This window comes from Thermococcus gorgonarius, from assembly GCF_002214385.1.
GTDB classification, from domain to species: Archaea; Methanobacteriota_B; Thermococci; order Thermococcales; family Thermococcaceae; genus Thermococcus; species Thermococcus gorgonarius.
On sequence record NZ_CP014855.1, the window covers coordinates 776,659 to 794,930 of the forward strand.

The 18,272-nt window shown below is 52.3% G+C and carries 22 protein-coding genes; 7 read left to right on the forward strand and 15 right to left on the reverse strand.

Annotation, left to right across the window (positions count from 1 at the left end; all coding sequences use genetic code 11):
- Positions 1–43 precede the first annotated feature (43 nt).
- The gene (locus tag A3K92_RS04395; protein WP_088885110.1) at positions 44–919 is read left to right on the forward strand and encodes a sulfide/dihydroorotate dehydrogenase-like FAD/NAD-binding protein; all 876 of its coding nucleotides are present in this window, start codon (positions 44–46) and stop codon (positions 917–919) included.
- Positions 919–2,364 (forward strand): NADPH-dependent glutamate synthase, encoded by a 1,446-nt coding sequence (gene gltA, locus A3K92_RS04400; protein WP_088885111.1) that lies wholly within the window; start codon positions 919–921, stop codon positions 2,362–2,364. The genes A3K92_RS04395 and gltA overlap by 1 nt, the downstream gene beginning before the upstream one ends.
- An 18-nt stretch (positions 2,365–2,382) precedes the next feature.
- Here the strand turns inward: gltA and A3K92_RS04405 are convergent, their stop codons facing one another.
- The gene (locus A3K92_RS04405; protein WP_088885112.1) at positions 2,383–3,471 is read right to left on the reverse strand and encodes an AAA family ATPase; all 1,089 of its coding nucleotides are present in this window, start codon (positions 3,469–3,471) and stop codon (positions 2,383–2,385) included.
- 66 nt (positions 3,472–3,537) lie between these two features.
- Positions 3,538–3,867, reverse strand: a complete 330-nt coding sequence (locus tag A3K92_RS04410; protein ID WP_088885113.1) for a helix-turn-helix domain-containing protein — start codon at positions 3,865–3,867, stop codon at positions 3,538–3,540.
- Positions 3,868–3,958: 91 nt separating this feature from the next.
- Between A3K92_RS04410 and A3K92_RS04415 the strand changes: the two genes are divergently transcribed.
- Entirely contained in the window at positions 3,959–4,765 is an 807-nt protein-coding gene (locus A3K92_RS04415; protein ID WP_088885114.1) for a UbiA prenyltransferase family protein, read from the forward strand.
- Positions 4,762–5,919, forward strand: coding sequence for a glycosyltransferase family 4 protein (locus A3K92_RS04420; RefSeq protein WP_088885115.1), 1,158 nt, complete (start codon positions 4,762–4,764; stop codon positions 5,917–5,919). Before A3K92_RS04415 ends, A3K92_RS04420 begins: the two co-directional genes overlap by 4 nt.
- Positions 5,920–6,101: 182 nt before the next feature.
- Here the strand turns inward: A3K92_RS04420 and A3K92_RS04425 are convergent, their stop codons facing one another.
- From A3K92_RS04425 to A3K92_RS04460, 8 genes are all read right to left on the reverse strand, one after another.
- The gene (locus A3K92_RS04425) at positions 6,102–6,440 is read right to left on the reverse strand and encodes a DUF7132 family protein (protein WP_088885116.1); all 339 of its coding nucleotides are present in this window, start codon (positions 6,438–6,440) and stop codon (positions 6,102–6,104) included.
- 45 nt (positions 6,441–6,485) lie between these two features.
- A complete protein-coding gene (gene gcvH / locus A3K92_RS04430; protein WP_088885117.1) occupies positions 6,486–6,890 on the reverse strand; it encodes a glycine cleavage system protein GcvH in 405 nt (134 codons plus the stop codon).
- Positions 6,891–6,923: 33 nt separating this feature from the next.
- The gene (gene rsmA, locus A3K92_RS04435) at positions 6,924–7,775 is read right to left on the reverse strand and encodes a 16S rRNA (adenine(1518)-N(6)/adenine(1519)-N(6))-dimethyltransferase RsmA (protein WP_088885118.1); all 852 of its coding nucleotides are present in this window, start codon (positions 7,773–7,775) and stop codon (positions 6,924–6,926) included.
- A complete protein-coding gene (locus tag A3K92_RS04440) occupies positions 7,772–8,392 on the reverse strand; it encodes a DUF655 domain-containing protein (RefSeq protein ID WP_088885119.1) in 621 nt (206 codons plus the stop codon). Before A3K92_RS04440 ends, rsmA begins: the two co-directional genes overlap by 4 nt.
- Positions 8,393–8,459: 67 nt before the next feature.
- Complete coding sequence (locus A3K92_RS04445; protein WP_088885120.1) at positions 8,460–8,828, reverse strand: RNA polymerase Rpb4 family protein; 369 nt, start codon at positions 8,826–8,828, stop codon at positions 8,460–8,462.
- A 3-nt stretch (positions 8,829–8,831) separates the two neighbouring features.
- Entirely contained in the window at positions 8,832–9,128 is a 297-nt protein-coding gene (locus tag A3K92_RS04450) for a 50S ribosomal protein L21e (RefSeq protein WP_088885121.1), read from the reverse strand.
- 131 nt (positions 9,129–9,259) lie between these two features.
- Entirely contained in the window at positions 9,260–10,783 is a 1,524-nt protein-coding gene (locus tag A3K92_RS04455) for a hypothetical protein (protein ID WP_088885122.1), read from the reverse strand.
- 82 nt (positions 10,784–10,865) lie between these two features.
- Positions 10,866–12,026: a tRNA pseudouridine(54/55) synthase Pus10 gene (locus A3K92_RS04460; RefSeq protein ID WP_088885123.1), complete on the reverse strand. Its 1,161-nt coding sequence runs from the start codon at positions 12,024–12,026 to the stop codon at positions 10,866–10,868.
- Positions 12,027–12,070: 44 nt separating this feature from the next.
- On the opposite strand from A3K92_RS04460, the gene A3K92_RS04465 reads away from it, so the two are divergent.
- Positions 12,071–12,364, forward strand: a complete 294-nt coding sequence (locus A3K92_RS04465) for a transcriptional regulator (RefSeq protein WP_088886035.1) — start codon at positions 12,071–12,073, stop codon at positions 12,362–12,364.
- On the opposite strand, the gene A3K92_RS04470 is transcribed toward A3K92_RS04465, so the two are convergent.
- Genes A3K92_RS04470 through A3K92_RS04490 form a run of 5 tightly spaced genes read right to left on the reverse strand, consistent with a single transcriptional unit; the run spans position 12,365 to position 14,960 of the window.
- Positions 12,365–12,574, reverse strand: a complete 210-nt coding sequence (locus A3K92_RS04470) for a PRC-barrel domain-containing protein (RefSeq protein WP_088885124.1) — start codon at positions 12,572–12,574, stop codon at positions 12,365–12,367.
- A 34-nt stretch (positions 12,575–12,608) separates the two neighbouring features.
- Complete coding sequence (locus tag A3K92_RS04475; RefSeq protein ID WP_088885125.1) at positions 12,609–13,151, reverse strand: hypothetical protein; 543 nt, start codon at positions 13,149–13,151, stop codon at positions 12,609–12,611.
- 10 nt (positions 13,152–13,161) lie between these two features.
- A complete protein-coding gene (locus A3K92_RS04480; protein ID WP_088885126.1) occupies positions 13,162–13,794 on the reverse strand; it encodes a DUF120 domain-containing protein in 633 nt (210 codons plus the stop codon).
- Positions 13,760–14,347, reverse strand: a complete 588-nt coding sequence (locus A3K92_RS04485) for an endonuclease V (protein WP_088885127.1) — start codon at positions 14,345–14,347, stop codon at positions 13,760–13,762. Before A3K92_RS04485 ends, A3K92_RS04480 begins: the two co-directional genes overlap by 35 nt.
- Complete coding sequence (locus A3K92_RS04490; protein ID WP_088885128.1) at positions 14,337–14,960, reverse strand: translin family protein; 624 nt, start codon at positions 14,958–14,960, stop codon at positions 14,337–14,339. The genes A3K92_RS04485 and A3K92_RS04490 overlap by 11 nt, the downstream gene beginning before the upstream one ends.
- Before the next feature lie 90 nt (positions 14,961–15,050).
- Here A3K92_RS04490 and gatD point away from each other — a divergent pair, with 90 nt between their 5' ends.
- Complete coding sequence (gene gatD / locus A3K92_RS04495) at positions 15,051–16,370, forward strand: Glu-tRNA(Gln) amidotransferase subunit GatD (protein WP_088885129.1); 1,320 nt, start codon at positions 15,051–15,053, stop codon at positions 16,368–16,370.
- Between the two features lie 5 nt (positions 16,371–16,375).
- Positions 16,376–18,265 carry a Glu-tRNA(Gln) amidotransferase subunit GatE gene (gatE, locus tag A3K92_RS04500; protein WP_088885130.1) on the forward strand — a complete coding sequence of 630 codons (1,890 nt, stop codon included), beginning with the start codon at positions 16,376–16,378 and terminating at the stop codon, positions 18,263–18,265.
- Positions 18,266–18,272 lie beyond the last annotated feature (7 nt).

Genomic DNA, 18,272 nt, shown 5'->3' on the forward strand with positions numbered 1-18,272 from the left:
CTTTAGATGTCCAACTTTGGGCTCATGTACGGAGGTGTTCATCATGCCTTACAAGATACTTGACAAGAAGGAGCTCGCCATGAACGAGGTCTGGTACAAGATACATGCCCCTCACGTGGCGAAGAAGGTCCGGCCTGGGCAGTTCGTCATAGTCAGGGCATTCCCGAACGGCGAGAGGATTCCCCTAACTCCAGTCACCTGGGACAGGGAGGAGGGATGGATAACCCTCATAACCTTCGTCCGTGGAAAAACTACAATGAGAATGGCGAACGAGCTTAAGCCCGGCGATGAGATTCTCAACGTTGCCGGCCCGCTTGGAAACCCAGCCCCAATGAAAAAGTTTGGCAAGATACTCGCGATAGGCCTGATTACTGGTGCCGTTGAGGTCTTTCCTATAGCCAAGGCCTGGCAGGAGTTCGGAAACGAGGTTACAACGCTCCACGTCTCACCGAACCCGATGGTTATTCTAAAGGAGGAGTTCGAGCAGGCCGTTTCGAGGCACATAGTTGAGGGCTTTGACCTTCAGCCCGGATGGGGAATGAACGAGATTGCTCAAGAGCTTGTTAAGAGGGCGGTTGCCAAGGTTAAGGAGCTCCTTGAGAGCGAGCACTGGGACCTGGTCTTCATAGTCGGTCCTGCAGGTGGCCAGAAGGCAGTTTTCGATGTTGTAAAGGATTACGGCATACCCATGGAGGCTGACCTCCACCCGATTATGGTCGATGGAACGGGCATGTGCGGTTCCTGCCGTGTTACCGTCGGCGGTGAGGTTAAGTTCGCCTGTATAGACGGGCCCGGGTTTGACGCCTACAAGGTTGACTGGGACGAGCTGATCAAGAGGGTCGGCTTCTACACCGACATGGAGAGGCGGGCCCTCGAGGAGTACCTCAAGCAGCTCCAGGCCCAGGGAGGTGAGCAGTGATGGCGGTTAGAAGAAAGCTCATCAAGGAGCGCGTTCCCACCCCTGAAAGACCCCCTGAGGAGAGGATTAGGGATTTTGCCGAGGTCAACCTAGGTTACACCTTCGAGCTAGCGGTGAAGGAAGCTGAAAGGTGCCTCCAGTGCCCGGTCGAATATGCCCCCTGTATCAAGGGCTGTCCCGTTCACATTAACATACCGGGCTTTATAGGCAAGCTCGTTGAGCACCGCGATGACCCGGACAGGGCCGTAAAAGAGGCCCTCAACGTCATCTGGACCTGCAACTCGCTTCCAGCTACTACTGGCCGCGTCTGCCCGCAGGAGGACCAGTGTGAGATGAACTGTGTCATGGGCAGGGTAGGAGACAAGATAAACATCGGCAAGCTCGAGCGCTTTGTTGCCGACTACGCGAGGGAGCACGGCATAGACGAGGAGCTTCTCTTTGAGATGGTGCCAAAGATAGAGAAGAAGGGACAAAAGGTGGCTATCATCGGTGCCGGTCCGGCTGGACTTACCGCCGCTGGAGAACTGGCTAAGCTCGGCTACGACGTTACAATCTACGAGGCCCTCCACGAACCCGGAGGAGTCCTGATGTACGGCATTCCCGAGTTCAGACTGCCCAAGAGCATCGTCGAGAGCGAGATTGAAAAGCTAAAGAAGCTCGGCGTCAAAATACTCACGGACCACGTCGTTGGAAAGACGGTAACCATCGAGGAGCTCCTCCAGGAGTACGACGCAGTCTTCATAGGCTCTGGAGCAGGAACGCCGAGGCTCGTCGACGCTCCGGGAGTGAACCTCAACGGCATCTACACGGCCAACGAGTTTCTGACGAGGGTCAACCTCATGAAGGCCTACCTCTTCCCCGAGTACGACACTCCAGTTAAGGTTGGCAAGAAGGTCATCGTCATTGGGGCGGGCAATACCGCCATGGACGCCGCGAGGAGCGCGAGGCGCTTTGGGGCGGAGGTCACAATAGCCTACCGCCGTGGTCCGGAGGACGTTTCTGCCAGGGAAGAAGAGGTCGAGCACGCCAAAGAAGAGGGCATAAAGTTCGAGTTCTTCGTCAACCCGGTGGAGTTCATAGGCGACGAGAACGGCAACGTCAAGGCTGTGAAGTTCGAGAAGATGAAAGCCCTGGAAGAGAGGGACGCGAGAGGAAAGAGGAAGATTGTTGGCACAGGCGAGTACATCACCCTTGAGGCCGACACTGTCATCATAGCCATCGGAAAGCACCCGAACAGGCTCATCATTAACACCCCCGGCCTCAAGGTCGAGCGCGGTAGAATAGTCGTTGATGAGAACATGATGACGAGCATTCCTGGAGTTTTCGCCGGCGGAGACGCGATAAGAGGTGAAGCAACCGTTATCTTGGCTATGGGTGACGGAAGAAAAGCCGCCAAGGCCATCCACGAGTACCTCACGAAGAAGAGGGAAGGGCAGAACGCCTGAGCTTCATTTTTTTCTTTTCTACTTAAAGCACGCCTCTAATATCGGGTCAGGAATCACGTAGTAAACGTTCCTGCCCTCAGTTCTTTTTTCAAGGAAAGAGGAATCAACAAGTCCCTTAAGAAGCCTCGCTAAAACGCTGTCCGCTATTGTTTTTCCATCCTTTCGTTCCAGATGCTCTTTTATTCCGTCCCACGTTCTCTTTCCGCTCGCTACAGCCCTCATTATTTCGATGTACCGATCCTTAGCCGCTATTCTCTTCGCTAAAAAGTTCTCGAACTCACTCATCGCGAGCGCCTTTGCCTCCTCAAAGACTTCATCTATGAGTCCCTCAGAGGGGCCTTTTTCCACCGCTTTCCTCCCGAAGAGGACGAGCCAGCCGACTATTCCATCGAGCCTTTCAACTGCCGTCTCTATGAGACTTTCCGGCGGGCTTATGCCCACTTGCTCGAAGCCCTTAATCAGAAAATCCCTGCTCTGCTCTGGGGTAAAGCGGGAGAGGCTTACCTCGTGGAAGTACCGTCCGTACAGTGGTGCTTCTGGATCATCAACGCCCAGGTAGTCGTGGAGAAGGCCAACCTCCGACCCTGTCATCACCATTCTTAGCTCGGAGTAGTCGTAGAGATGGGCTATTAAACCAGCGAACTCACTTCCAACCGGCCCCCTGAGGTACTGAACCTCGTCAAAGGCCAAGACGACGTTGTATTTCTCCAGCTCTCTGAAGAGGGCTATTAGGTCGGTCTTTTCCTCCTTCCAAGAGAAGCTTACCCCGAATCCGAGAACTCTCAGGCCGGAGATGTTTTTGAGATTTTCTTTGACTTCCTCCCAGATACCCCTGTTCTCGCGGAAAAACGCGTTGATAGCGCTCTCTATTCTCTTGTAGACGTCCATACGGGAGTTCGGGTTTACCCCTCTAAAGTCAACGAGAATATGGGGAAGTTCAAGTTCGTTTAGGCCGACGAGGAGAAGGGAGGTCTTTCCGAGTCTTCTTATCCCTGTGATGACAGTTAGGGGATTTCCAGACTTCAGAGACCTTTCAAATTCGCTCAGTTCTTTTTCCCTGTCGTACAGATCCTCCTTTTTTCTCTTCGGGCGGGTATCGAAGTACATAACTACTACCTCAGTAGTTAACTACTGGAGCAGAAGTTATAAGGCTTCCGTTGAAAGCACTAGAACTTATCCTTTCAGATTCGTTTGAACCTCGTTCTCCAGCGCCTTTAGCGTGGACTCAATGCGGCTTAAAAGCTCCTTAAGGGCCTTCTGGGGAGCCTTGGCGTGGTAAACGTAGCCCAGCCACCCCCTGTTCACGAGCGTTCTCTCAATCAGACCCAGCTCGAGGAGGTGCTTCAGCTTCTCCCTGACGATTCTCTCCGACAGGCCTAAAGCTTTTGCAATCTGCCTTGGCGTCAGTGACTCCCGCTGAAGAAGGGAGTAAATCCTGATTTCCGTTTCTCCAAGTTCAAAGAATTTCAAACTTCTCGCGAGGATCCGGAGGGCGTCTTCCATTTCTCTCCCTCTGAAATTTTTCTTTCATACCTATTCACGGATTAGTGGAAAGGCTTATAACGTTTTCCTCAAGGGGGAGACGGTGAAAAAGATGGCATCGGTTTCAGCTGTAATTAAGAACCTCAGGCCTTTCGAGGGAAGGGCCTACGTTGCCCTAATAGGACTGGCCCTGCTGATGAATCTCCGGGAGACCGAGCAAGATGAATTGATAACGGCGCTTATAGCGGGTGTTCTCTTCGTGTGGTACGCGTTCTCGATAAACAACTGCTTTGACGTCGATACGGACTCTCTAAACCCTCTTAAGACCCGTAAGAACCCTGTAGCGTCCGGAGAGCTGACGTTGAAGGAGGGACTGGCACTGTCGGCTCTCCTCGCAATGGCTGGAATGGCTCTCGCATTTACCCTCAACCGCGAGGCCTTTGCGGTTTACACTGTCATGACGGCCCTGGCGACCATCTACTCCGCCCCGCCGAGGCTGAAGGCGAGGCCTGTTGTCGATGTCCTCTCCCACGGGCTTTTCTTCGGCGGACTGCCATTCCTGTACGGTGCGCTGGTCGATGGGAGCCTTTCGCAAACCGAAGTATGGATTGCAACTGCCATAACATTCTACTCGTTCGCACTTGAGCTGAGGAACCACCTTGGGGACTATGAGAGCGATCTAAAAGCCGGACTCAGGACAACGCCCGTGGTAATCGGTAAGGGAAAGAGCGAGGCTCTCGTGGATATCTTCTCGCTCATCGCCATTGGAATCGTCCTCTACACCCTCACCCCACCCATGGCCGTTGTCTCATCCCTAGTGATGGTCAAGAGGGGCCTGGGTATTGACTCCAGAACTGCACACCGTGCCTTTGATGCGGCAATGACCGTAGTGCTCCTTCTGGCGGGGGGAAGTTCATGAGGATAGCCCTCGTCAGCGACTGGTACTATCCAAAGGTGGGTGGAGTGGCCAGCCACATGCACCACCTCGCGGTTCACCTTCGAAAGAGGGGCCATGAGGTTGCCATAGTCACGAACAACCTCAAGACCGGAAAGGAGGAGGAGCTTGAGGAACTGGGAATTGAACTCGTTAAAGTTCCCGGAGCGGTAAGCCCGATAATCGGCATAAACATCACCTACAGCCTGAAGTCCAACCTTGAGCTTGGGGAGTTCCTCAGGGACTTTGAGGTAGTTCATGCCCATCACGCCTTCACCCCGCTGTCGCTGAAAGCTGTGAAGGCCGGACGGAACCTCGGAAAGGCTACCCTATTGACGACCCACAGCATCTCATTCTCCCACGAATCGTCCCTCTGGAAGGCCCTGGGCTTAACCTTTCCCCTGTTCAGCCATTACCTGAGCTTTCCCCACGAGATAATAGCGGTCAGCAACGCCGCCAAGGCCTTCATAGAACACTTTACCAGCGTCCCCGTCAGGGTAATCCCAAACGGTGTTGACGACGAGGTCTTCAGGCCACTCAGCCAAAAGGAAAAGGAGCGCGTGAAGGAAGAGCTCGGGATAGAAGGGCGCGTTGTTTTGTACGTCAGCAGGATGTCGTTCAGAAAGGGTCCCCACGTCCTCCTCAACGCCTTCCAGAACCTTGCCAAGGAGGTTGATGACGTAACCCTTGTAATGGTAGGCTCGGGCGAGATGCTGCCCTTCCTGAAGGCGCAGGCGAAGTTCTTAGGAATTGAAGACAGGGTCATCTTTACCGGCTACGTGCCCGGGAATACTCTTCCCAAGCTTTTCGGGATGGCGGACGTCTTTGTACTTCCTTCCACAACGGCAGAGGCCTTTGGCATAGTCATCCTCGAAGCCATGGCCTCGGGGATTCCAGTGGTGGCCACCAACGTTGGCGGGATTCCAGAGGTCGTTAAGGAGAGCGGAAGCGGTCTTTTGGTTCCGCCTGGTGACGAGCTGGCCCTTAAAGAGGCCATTCAGGCCATTCTGGATGATGAAAAGCTAGCAGAGGAACTCGGAAGGGCCGGGAGAAAGGCCGTCGAAAGGAAATACTCCTGGAAAGTCGTTGCCTCTGAGATAGAGAGTGCTTATAATAATGTCCTGGCAACTTTAGAGTGACGTACCTCAAGTCATGGCGATGAGGAGCCTCACGGTAGCTGAAACTGCATTTCGCGCGGCACCGTGATGAGGGGTATACTGACCGAGCCGCTACTCTTTTAACCTTTATTGGAGAGAATAGAACGAGCGATGACGACCTCTAGGGTATCTGACATAAGAATGATGAAAAAAGAGAACCGAGCTCACTCCTCAAGCTCTTCAATCTCCTCAAGTATTTCCTCGAACTTCTTGAAGTCCTCAGTCTGTGCCAACAGTGTTATAAAGTCGTCTATCTCCTTCTTTTCGAGGAAAGCCCCTGCTAGGAGCCTACCGGTGTAGCGGTTGTTCTTTATCTCCCAGAACATGTAGAACTCCGGGAAGTTCTCCTTTATCTTCCTGTAGGCAACCCCATACTTAGAATCCTTCAGAGGGTTCTGCTCGAGGTAGAAGTGCCCCGGCTCAAGCTCTATCATGTGGAGGATCGCTCCCCTCTTGGTCTTCACGAGCTTAACCTTAACGTCCCACTCCTTCAGAACCTTCATGAAAACCACCAAGAAGAATAGGAAAAAGGACTACTTAACCTTTCCTCAGAGGCTTTCGAGGTACTTGGCGTAAGTCTCGGCATCCATGAGCTCCTTTAGTTCTTCCTCGAGGTTGCTGGGTTTAATCTTGGCAATCCAGTTCTCGTAGGGGTCCTCGTTGAGAAGCTCGGGGCTGTCTTCAAGGGCTTCGTTTACCTCAATGACTTCACCGCTGACCGGGGCGTAGACCTCGCTGACGGCCTTAACGCTCTCGAGCTCGCAGAGGACGTCGCCCTTGCTTACCTCTTTCCCAACCTCCGGAAGCTCGACGTAGGCCAAATCGCCGAGCTCCTTCTGGGCGTAGTCGCTTATTCCGACGAGAACAGTTCCATCCTCAAGAACTTGGGCCCATTCGTGGTCCTTGGTGTAATAAAGGCCCTCCTTGACCTTGTATTCGCCAACCTCGATCATGAGCATCACCGGAGTCTCTTTGTTTCCGACAATTTAAACTTTTCCCTTTTTTTGGCTGCCTTTTTCATAGAGAAGGCCGTTTTCAAGGAGGTAGTCCTGAATATCTAGGACATCAAGCGGCGAAAGCTCGTAAACTCTCTTCTCAGAGTGGGGAACTTTTTGAATTATCTCCCTGTTCCTGCGGAAGGTCTCTTTGTCCAGACCGATCATGTGTCTCGAATCTCTTAGCGCAGCGTACACTTTCTTCCTTCTGTGCTGGAAAAGGGCTTTGGTCAGGTTTTCATTAAGTTCTACCCTCTCCGATCTGGGCTTTGGCTCGAGAACCACGACTGCAGAATCCACCTTCGGTTTTGGCCAGAAGGCACCCCTGCCGATTCTCTCGACTAGCTCCGCTCTGGCCTTTGCCCTGACCATGAGGGAAAGCCGGGAATAGTTTCTGGTTCCGGGTTTGGCAACCATTCTTTCGGCGAACTCAAGCTGATAAATCAGTACCGCCTTCTCAAACTCGTAGTTAAGGAGTTTGAACGTGACCGGCGAGGATATCTGGTAGGGCAGATTCGAGACCACTTTGTTAAATTCCGGCCACTCCACCTTCATTGCGTCTCCTTCAATAATCTCAACGTTGCTCCAGGAGTATTCCCTTTTGAGTATCTCGACGATCCTGGGGTCTTTCTCTATTGCAAAGACCTTACCGGCGCGCTTGCTGAGTTCGTCGGTAAGGATTCCCAAACCTGGCCCAATTTCCAGGACGGTGTCGCTCTCCGAGAGCTCCGCTCTATCAACGTTTCTCTCGATTATATCAGGGACTATCAAAAAATTCTGTCCCAGGTCACGGTTTGGCCTCAAGTTATATTTGGAAATTAGAAAGAAGAGGCGATCCCTCATTCTCTGAATAGCCTCCTGGGGCCGACGAAAAGATAGTATCTATCCTTTCCCTGGAGCTCTTCCACAACCCTCTTTGCTATCATCTCGCATGGATCGTGAAGGCCCTTTACCCTGTGCTTCAAGTCTTCAAAGCTCTTGAAGGGCTCTTTTTGTCTCTCCTCTAAGATCTCCCACATGAGCTTCTTTCCTATTCCGGGCAGGAGTTCAAGGCTGTGGAGCCTGTTCGTTATTGGAGGAGCGATGTTGAAGAACTTGACAAACCTTTCCTCGTTGTTCTTCACTATCTCCTTAACGACGTAGGGGAGCTCGGCCTTTGCGGTGGCGGTAAGATCATCGTATGATATCTTTTTGTTTATCATGAGTATCTTGTCCCGCTCTCCCTTTCCAATGAAGACCCTTTCGTAGAGCATGAGGTCGTCCTTTGGCGTGACTTCAAGTAATGTAAATGCCTTTTCCCCTATAACCTGAGCGACGGGTTTTCCGCTTCTTCTTCCCGTGCTTAAGTCAGTATAACCCTCTGGGAGGTAATCAAGTACGTAGGCGTACTCTTCATACTCCTTTGTATGCTTTTTTTTGTGAATACTCTCCCTGTAGGAGTGCCTCCTGTAGCTGTCCATCTTCTCTCCCCCAAGAAATAGTGATTTCCAGAGTTTTTATAGTTTGTGAAGGAAAATAGAAAAAGGGTCATTCAACCGGTCTGTACTCATCAACCAGTTTTACTATCTCCTCGGCCTCCTCCGGGCTGGGCATGTACTCTTCCTTGGCGAATATCACACGTACGTCGAAGTAATCCTCTGGAAGCAGATCGACTATCTTTGCAGCAAGCCTCTCGTCGATCCAGTCGAAGAGACCCATTAGCTTCTCCTTGAGCTCCCTGGCCTGCTCCGGATTAAGCTTTGCAAAGCGCTCTGCATGTTCGAGACTAACCCTGGATTCGTAGGGCATGGATTCCTCGGATCCTTTCTCCATCCCCTCAGCGTGTCGTCTTTCCAGTATCTCCTTGGCTTCTGCGAGCGTTATGTAGTGCTCTTCCAGCTTTTTCCTGCCTATCATCCCTCATCCCTTCTGGGGCCTGAGGTGGACCGGGTGAATGAAGAAGGTCTTGACCTTCCCGCCGTCGGTTATCTGGACGATATAGGCATCTCCGCGCTTTCCGACGACGGTCCCGGTCCTGCCGTGGAACCTCGGGTCGGGCATACCCTTGTGGTAGCTGGGCTCTATGACGATGTGAACCTTCTGCCCGACCTCAAACTCCTGGAGGAACCTGGTGAGCGGAGGAAGGCCCCTCCTCCGGGGGTGCTTGCTGAGCTTCCCCCTCGTCTTTTTCCTGAAGCTGTGTGCCTTCTTAACCATATCAACCACCTCGCAGGGGTTTTAGCACCCATTTAGAGCTCGAAACCGGATCGAGAATCCCGGGCAATCTCTTTTCGCCCAGTTTACCAACTAACCCTGCCCGGGATCAGTAAGTCCCTCCGGTATAGCGTTTATAAATTTTTCACCGAGGCCAAGACTAAGGGTGTAAACAGCGCAACTAGCACAACCACTCCGGGTCCGCAGATTTTCTCCTCGTGCTTATCCTTTAGGGTCTCAACGGCCAGAAATGGGGGCATCCCGGCTTTCTCCACCTTCAGAGGTAAGTCCGCCGTGGTAAAGGCAACAACTCTCGATTCAAACTCTCCATCATGGACAAGGGTAACACCAGCGAGGTTCGTGGTAACTTCGATTGGATAGGCTTTAAGACTTCCCTGGGGACTCTTCCCGAATTCAGAGATAAGGACAATGTCCCTAAACCTGACGAAACTCCCGTTCGTGTAGCTCAGACTCCAGAGCGCAATGAAGGAATCGCCATTAATGGCCAGCCCCTTGGGGTTCATGAACACTCCAAACTTGGTGGTGTTTTCAACGGCCGCAAACTTGGTCAGGACGTTTCCCATGCCGTCCGTCTTTATGACTGCATAAACCCTGTTGAGCCCATCGCAGGTTAGATTGAACTCCCTTGAGACTGCCGGCTGGAAAAACAGATAACCCCTGGAGAAGACGAGCGAGTCCGATGGCTCCGTTGAGTAAGTGGCGACGCTCACTAAAGACGCATTCTCTTCCCTTGGCCTGCGGCACGTCCCTTTCGGGGTGAGCGTGTAGAGCCTTGACCAGAGCACTTCCCCGTTGAGGATCATCCCCAGAACGGTACCGTTCGAGGAACCACCGAGGAAGTAGAGGGTTTTTCCAGCGCTTGTTGCGGATTTAACGAAGAAATTCTTTAGGCGGGAATTCTTTAGGCGGGTCTGGAATCGGAAGGCATCTTTTATCTCACCATTCTGCCCAAGGTTCAGGTAGTAGTATTCTCCATGATTATCGTGGAGTATCAGGTAGTAACCATCTTCGAGTTTTCCAGCAGCGGCGCTGTAGAGCTCCCTTGGACCGTGGATGAGCCAGTACTGCCTCGCCCATAGAACCCGTCCATTCCCATCGAGGACAATGAGCAGAGGCCTCGAGGAGTATGTTCCCGAGGAGTAATACTCCACGTGGGTCGCTATTATGGTCTCGTTTCCTGCCATGCTAACGTCATCGACGAACGTTATCCACCCCGAGCCGATGTCCAGGTTATAGTCCTTCGACCACAGCAGTTCTCCATCATGGTCAAGTCTAATCACCCACAGGTCAGTGGGGTTTCCGAAGTCGCTTCTTCCGACCAGTACAACCGAGCCGTTGGCGATCGCGTACTGTATCTCCGGAGACGGATAAAAGGAAGCCCCTCTAGCACTCTTTACCCAGCGGAGAGAGCCGTTTTCTCCGATGTCAAGAACCAGGGCCCCAGGGGACGGCGGCTTTCCATTGGAAGTGACGTTGAAGGGTGTCACGATGATAAATCCTTCTCTCCCATCTGTTCCAATGCCAGCGATAACCCAGGGATAAGTGACAGTCCCGTTGTCCGGCACTCGTAGAACGATTGATGCACCTGCAAGTTCCGAGAGCATTAAAACCACAAGGAAGGGCAGGAGTTTCCTCACTCACATCACCGTATTTTAAACGGTTAGAAATATTAAAAGCTTTTTGATGGTTAGTATTACTCATTTTGTCTGAAATTTTTCTTTACTCATCTAGTATGTTCAGAACATCAAGTCTCTCGCACCAGGCGGATTTTCCGAGCAGATCGCTCACGCTGGGCTTGGTTCTGCCTTTATCCCCTGAGATGAGTTCCTTGATGTAAAGGCCCCCATCGGTCACGAGGTGGAGTTCAAAGTGTGTATCGTCAATCCACCTGGCTTGAGCTTCGTAAACTTTTTTCACCCTTACTTTATCGGCTCTGGCCTTTCTAACGCGCCATGGTGTTCTCTGGTGAATTTCCAGGCCCCTAAGCTTTCTGGCAACTTCTTCTGCCTCCTCAGGGGTTACTCCGTCCTTTACAAAAACCAGCGCGAGATATTCCTTCCTGTGGTTCTTCGTGAGAACCTCCTCGGCCTCTTTTGCCGAGACGAAGCTGAGGTCTAAAACCTCCACTTTGCCGCTCGCGTTTATTTCCCCTGCTATTTTGTTCAGATCCACCTTTCTCCTCTTCGGCCTTTTGACTTCAACTATGAAAGGCCTGCCGTTGCCAAGCATGCGAACATCAACGTCCTCCCTTCCGGCCCCTTTAAAGATGCACTTTCCATCGAAAGCCCTTGATACCACGCGGCAGATTATCGAGGCAACGCTGTCCTCGAATTCCGGAAGGGGCGTCTGAGGAATACCGCGGACGAGCTTTCTGTAGCGGCCGTAGATGTAGATGGGATTTATCTGGAGTTCGATTGCTCCCGAGTATGGCTCAACTATAAAGACAACGTCCGGGTTTCTGGAGGTATCTTTGCCCGTCTCAACACCGAAGGCTTTTCCCAGTTCTCGGTTGAATTCGCGGTTTATAGGTTCTCCCGTCTCTATTCCAAACTCCTCCCAAAGGGCTTCCTCTTTTCTCCTTACCTCTTCCGGGAAACGGGAGCCGACGAGAAAGGTATCGAACTCAATTCCTTCGGAGGCTTTCTTCATTTTCTCAACGAGCTCGGGAATCCTGTCAAAGACGTTGCCACAGAGCTCGCATTCCTCTGGCTCACCGATGGGGGACAACCCTTTTCTGGAACGCTCCATGTTGAGAACGAACCTTATAGCTTTTCCCCGTTCCTCGTTGGTTCCCTTCCCGAGCTTTGCAAAGAGCCTTCCAAGGCAGTGGTTGCACAGTTTATGTTTCTCTAAGACCTCACTGGCCGTTTCAACGATCATGGTCTCACCCTAAGGTTTTTATCTTGCCCCTTGAACTTTCTCTGATGGCGACTCGGAGGCAGCGCATAATAAGTCTTTTGGAGGAGAGGGATTATTCCCCCAGCGAGCTTGCAAGGCTACTTGATCTCAGGGGAAAAGGGGCAACTAAGGCAGTCCTTGAAGATCTGAAGGCAATCCAAAGAATACTTAAGAGGGAAGGAAAGGTTCTCCTTATAAAGCCCGCAGAGTGCAAAAATTGCGGCTTCGTGTTCAAGCCCGAGATAAAGATACCCACCAAGTGCCCCAGGTGTAAGTCGGAATGGATAGAAGAGCCAAGGTTTAAGATAGAGAAAAAGTAATCACTCCTCCTTTGCTTTGACCAGTATTATATCTCCTATAGCGAGAACGCGTTCATAGGGGATTCCTACTTTCTCTCCGGGGAGCGCGAGAGCAATTACTCTGCCCCTTCCCTCGTCTATTTCGATTAGAACCTCATCGACGTATCCAACATAGTTCCCCCTTGTGTTGTATATCTGTTTTCCGTAAATCTTCGAGAGCCTCATGACCATTTTGATCACCTCCTAATTTTTCTCCTTGGATTATTTAAGGTTTAAGGTTAGGTTTAATGTTACTGACTTTAACGTGGAGCAGATACAAGACAACCGCAATAGTAAGGGCACTAAAAGCACCGATAAGCGCAATAAAGGGGATCATAAATCCTGCTTCGAGCGTGAGCATTCCAGAGGCACCTGCCAGCCCAAGTACTGTAATCATTCCGCCGGGGTAATCAACGACAACGAGTACCGCATCGAGTAGCGAGACCGGTTTGAACACATAGAGTGGAACAAGCGACACCGCCATGAAGGCAAAGGCCAGTGTAGTCACGCGATCTACCCCTAACAAACTGGTCAAAACGATTGCAAACGAAGTTCCGAGACCCGACAGATAGGAAATTGACGATGAGACGAAGTTTTTCTTAATTAAGATGAAAACCGCGCCACCGGCAACGCTCCCAGCTATAAGCACCGTCACTGAAAACCAGGGGGAAATGCTTATCGGAAAGAATGCTATCACGAATAAAAACGCCAGAAATCCTCCAACTCCCGCTCCTGTGAGGAACTTGAATCCCAACTCTCTCCCTTCCATTCTAATCCCCTCAGACTATGGTGATTTTAACTCGGTCTCCATCCTTTAAGCCTAGCTTTTCCCGGATTTTCACGGGCGCAATTATTTCTGCCACGTTTGCAGGATGAACCGTTCTTGACGGGATAACTATTGCACTCTCCAGTCCATCAATCCGAATGCGATAAGCCTTTACATCGCCAAAGGTTCTGCCGTTCTTAACAAAGCCGGGTATCAAGACGGGCTTTACTTTGTACAGGGCGTCGAAAACTGTCCTCGGAAACAGGAGCCTAACGTTCAGCGTCCCGGGATAGGGGTCAAAGCCCAGATACTCCCTGATTCTCTCCCTGTAGATTTGGACGTAGTAAGCCCCCTCCCCGAGGCCAGAGATAACTTCCCCAACGAGAAAACCCCCGTAGAGGGCTTTTCCCAGGGTATCGTAGAGCTCCTCGAGAAAACTTACGGCCTTCTCGGTTAGCTCAATGTAAGTTCTCCTGCCCCTGACTTTTCGTATTATCATTCCCTCATTTTCCAGCCTTTCTAAAACCCTGAAAATTGTCTGGGGTGAAGTGTCGAGTTTTCTGGCCAGTTCTCTGAGAGAGATCGGCTTTTCCTCACCTATTGCTCCTTCCTCAGCAAGTTTCACAAGCACTATTGTTTTGTCCATAGCAGGCACCCTTCGAGAGCTTGTCCGCAAGTTTGAGCGGTTGGGGATAACCCTCAGGGCTTAAAGCCTTAACTATTTCCACCGCCGAAGCCAGATCCACAAGGTGTCCAACGCTCACATAGGCCTTTCCGACCTTAACCCAGGAACCGGGTGGAGAACCCCTGAGGAGTTTTTTCGCGACGCCAATGGTTGGAATATTCAGGACGAGACCGATGTGAGAGGCCAGGCCGTAGCCCCTTGGATGCGCCTTCCCATGCCCCTCAACGAGGAGCACGCCGGGTTTTTCTCTGCCTATTGCCATTATGGCCGGTTTGGTTTCGCGGAGAAAGAAGAAAGTCGGCACATAGGGGAAGGTAACTTCAGTCTCAACTATCCTGAACTTCAAAAACCTGCATTCGGGAAAAGAGCATAGCACAAAGGCCGCCCTTGCCTTTCCCCCTTTGTATGAAACATCGACTCCACCAACGGTTTTCACGGTGCTGATATCAAGGGGCCTCTCAACAACCCTCTTAGCGAGCTTCATCTGGATCTGGGCTATTTTTTCAAAATCCATCTTTCAGCGCCGCCTCCAGCTTTTCTTCGAGCTCTTTGTTCAGTTTTGCCCTGGTCAAGTCCTCGAGAGTTCTTTCAAGGACGTGCCTTGCCTGATCCTGCTTCGTCCTTATGTTAACCAGCCCCTTGGGGTATTCAAGGGTCATCAGCTCCTCGTACAGCTCTTCCATGAAATGATACACCCCTTCGGCCTCACCGATTTCTCCCCTGAGGAGAAGCAGGAGAAAATGCCTCCTGAGTTCGCCTATGAAATCCCCGAGGCCGAGCAGATAGTCCGCCTCCGGAACGCCCAGATCCCAGGGCGATGGGAACTCCCTTCCTTCCCTATAAGCTAGCAAAAGGGTAGCCTCGACGAACTCCTGATGGGCGCTCTGCACGTAGCCGGAGTAGTAGAGCATTGGGTACGGTTTCAGGCTTTCCCTGAGCATTTCCACCAGCTTTTGGGCGTTTTCGAGCCTTTTCCTTGCCGTTTCAAGGTCATCCCTATGAATGGCCTTAACTGCGTCTCCGCTGAGCCTCACTACCTCCCGCGTGATCCTCAGCGCCTCTTCCCTGGCGGCATCTGCCTCGTCTAAAGCTCTTTTTATGCCCTCAACAATTTCTCTCAGCTCCATCAAACCCCCCTCGATAATTATGTCCAAACACCTTAAAAGTCAATTCACAAGCGTTTTATAGTTTACAACAAACTGGGGCAGGGGATGGGAATGAGTAGGAAAATCGAGGAGTTCATGAAAAAGCACGGTCTTGAGGTTGGAGACCTAATCAGGGTTATCAAGAGAGATGGAGACGAGCTTTTGACCTTTGAGGGCCTTGTAATGCCGCCCTACGAGCTCTCGCCGGGCGAAACGCTGACCATAAAGCTCGACAACGGCTACAACATCGGAATCCTTATAGATGCAATCGAGAGGGTCGAAGTTCTTGAGAATGCCGCTGAAAAGCCGAAGATGACTTTCCAGGAAGTCCTCCCGAGGAAGGAGGGCCTCCCGAACGTTACCATTCTTGGAACCGGTGGAACGATAGCGAGCAGGATAGACTACAAGACTGGGGCAGTTCACCCGGCCTTCACGGCCGAAGAGCTCGCCAAGGCCGTCCCGGAGATATTTGAGATGGCCAACGTGACGCCAAAGCTCATCATGAACATCCTCAGCGAGGACATGAAGCCCGAATACTGGAAGAGGATAGCCCACGAGGTGGCAAAGGCCCTCAACTCCGGCGAGGATGGTGTTATCATCGCACACGGAACGGATACAATGGGCTACACCGCCTCGGCCCTGAGCTTCATGCTCAGGAACCTTACCAAGCCCGTCGTTTTGGTCGGCGCCCAGAGGAGCTCAGACAGGCCGAGCAGTGATTCTGCCATGAACCTCACCTGCGCCGTCAAAATGGCCACCAGCGACGTTGCGGAAGTGATGGTGGTTATGCACGGAGAAACGAGCGACACCTACTGTTTAGCGCACCGCGGGACCAAGGTCAGGAAGATGCACACGAGCAGGAGAGATGCCTTCAGGAGCATAAACGACATCCCGATAGCCAAGGTCTGGAAGGACAGAATAGAGCTCCTCAGGGACGACTACAGGAGGAGAAGTGAAGGCGAGGTAGAGGTTGATGACAGGATAGAGGAGAAGGTCGCAATACTCAAGATTTACCCGGGAATAAGCGGCGAGATACTCGACTTCCTGGTCGACAAGGGCTACAGGGGGGTAGTCATAGAGGGAACTGGCCTCGGCCACGTTCCTCAGGATTTCATACCGCACGTGGAGAGGGCCGTTGAAGAGGGAGTCGCCGTATGTGTCACCAGCCAGTGCCTCTACGGGAGGGTGAACCTCAACGTCTACTCCAACGGCAGGAAGCTCCTCAAGGCCGGAGCGATACCCTGTGAGGACATGCTTCCGGAAACTGCCTACGTCAAGCTGATGTGGGTTCTCGGCCACACGGACGACCTCGAAGAGGTCAGGAAGATGATGCTGACCAACTACGCCGGCGAGATAACACCCTACACGAGGTTTGACACCTTCCTGAGGTGATGAGGATGACCGAAAAGTTCGATTACGAAAAGCTCGGCCTCAAGGTCGGCCTTGAGATTCACAGGCAGCTCGACACGAAAAAGCTGTTCTCACCCGTCCCGAGCGAGCTAACCGAGAGGGTTGACTTCACATTTGAGAGGCGCCTAAGGCCGACGATGAGCGAGATGGGAGAGATTGACCCTGCCGCTCTGGAGGAGTTCAAGAAGGGAAGGAAGTACATCTACGAGGGCAACTACGAGCTGACGGATCTGGTTTACATGGACGAGGAACCGCCAAGGGGGCCCGATAGGGAAGCCCTTGAGGTTTCCCTCCAGATAGCCTATCTCCTCAACGCGAAGCCCGTGGATGAAGTCCACTTCATGCGCAAAATCGTCATAGACGGCTCCAACGTTTCCGGTTTCCAGAGGACCGCCATAGTGGCCATGAACGGAAAGGTAGAAACTCCCTGGGGAAGCGTCGGCATTCCTACGGTGTGCCTTGAGGAAGATGCTTGCCGTATTGTTGAGAGGAAGGACAAGGAGGTAATCTACCGCGTTGACCGCCTCGGAATCCCGCTCGTTGAGATAAGCACTACTCCTGACATACACCATCCCGAGCAGGCCAAGGTCGTTGCCAAGTACATAGGCGACGCCCTGAGGGCAACGAGGAAAGTCAAGCGCGGGCTGGGAACCATAAGGCAGGACTTAAACGTCTCAATCAAGGGCGGTGCAAGGATAGAGATTAAGGGCGTCCAGGAGCTCGACATGATTCCCCTCATCATCGAGAGGGAAGTGGAGAGGCAGGTGAACCTCCTCAAAATCCGCGACGAGCTGAAGGAGAGGGGTGTTAAACCCGAGGACATCAAGGAGGAGTTCTACGACGTTACCGAGGTCTTCCAGAACACGGAGTCCAAGATAATAGCGAGGGCAATAAAGAATGGCGGTAAGGTTCTCGCCGTCAAGCTCCCTGGCTTTAGAGGTCTCATAGGCAGGGAAATCCAGCCGGGCAGGCGCTTGGGAACGGAGATGGCCGACAGGGCCAAGAAGTACGTAAAGGGAATCTTCCACATCGATGAATTACCGAACTATGGAATTACAGAAAGAGAGGTTAATGCAGTTATAGAAAAGCTCGGCCTCGGCGAAAAAGACGCCTTCGTCCTCGTAGCGGCAGAGGAGGAGACCGCCAAGAAGGCCTTAATTGAGGTCGTTAAGAGGGCTAGGGAGGCCATAGAGGGCGTTCCAGAGGAGACGAGAAGGGCCCTGCCAGATGGAAACACCCAGTACATGCGCCCGCTCCCGGGCAAGGCGAGGATGTATCCGGAGACCGACATTCCGCCCATCTTCCTGCCTGAGGAATACAAAGAGAGGATAAAGGCGAACCTGCCCGAGCTTCCGCAGGAGAGGGTCGAGCGCTTTATCGGGGAGTACAAGATAGACAGAAGCCTCGCCGAAACTTTGGTTAACGACGAGCGCGACGAGCTCTTCGAGGAGCTGGTAAAGAAGGGCCTCAAGCCCTCGCTGGTGGCTTCTATCCTTGTAGTCGTCCTCAAGGGCCTCAAGAAGGAGGTTCCGATAGAAAACATTACAGAGGAGCACATCAAAGAAGCTTTTGAGCTCTACCTCAACGGCAAGATCGCCAAGGAGGCCTTCGAGGAGATATTCAAAGAGCTGGCAAAGAACCCAGAGAAAACCGCCCAGCAGGTCGCAGAGGAGAAGGGATTAACCCTTCTCAGCGAAGAAGAGGTCGAGAAAATCATCGACGAGGTAATCCAGCAGAACATCGACGTCATCAAGGCCAAGGGAATGGGTGCGATGGGCATGATAATGGGTCGTGCTATGGCGAAGCTCCGCGGAAGGGCCGACGGAAAGCTCGTCAGCTCACTCGTCAGGAAGAAGATTCAGGAGCTGAGTAGCTGATTCCTCC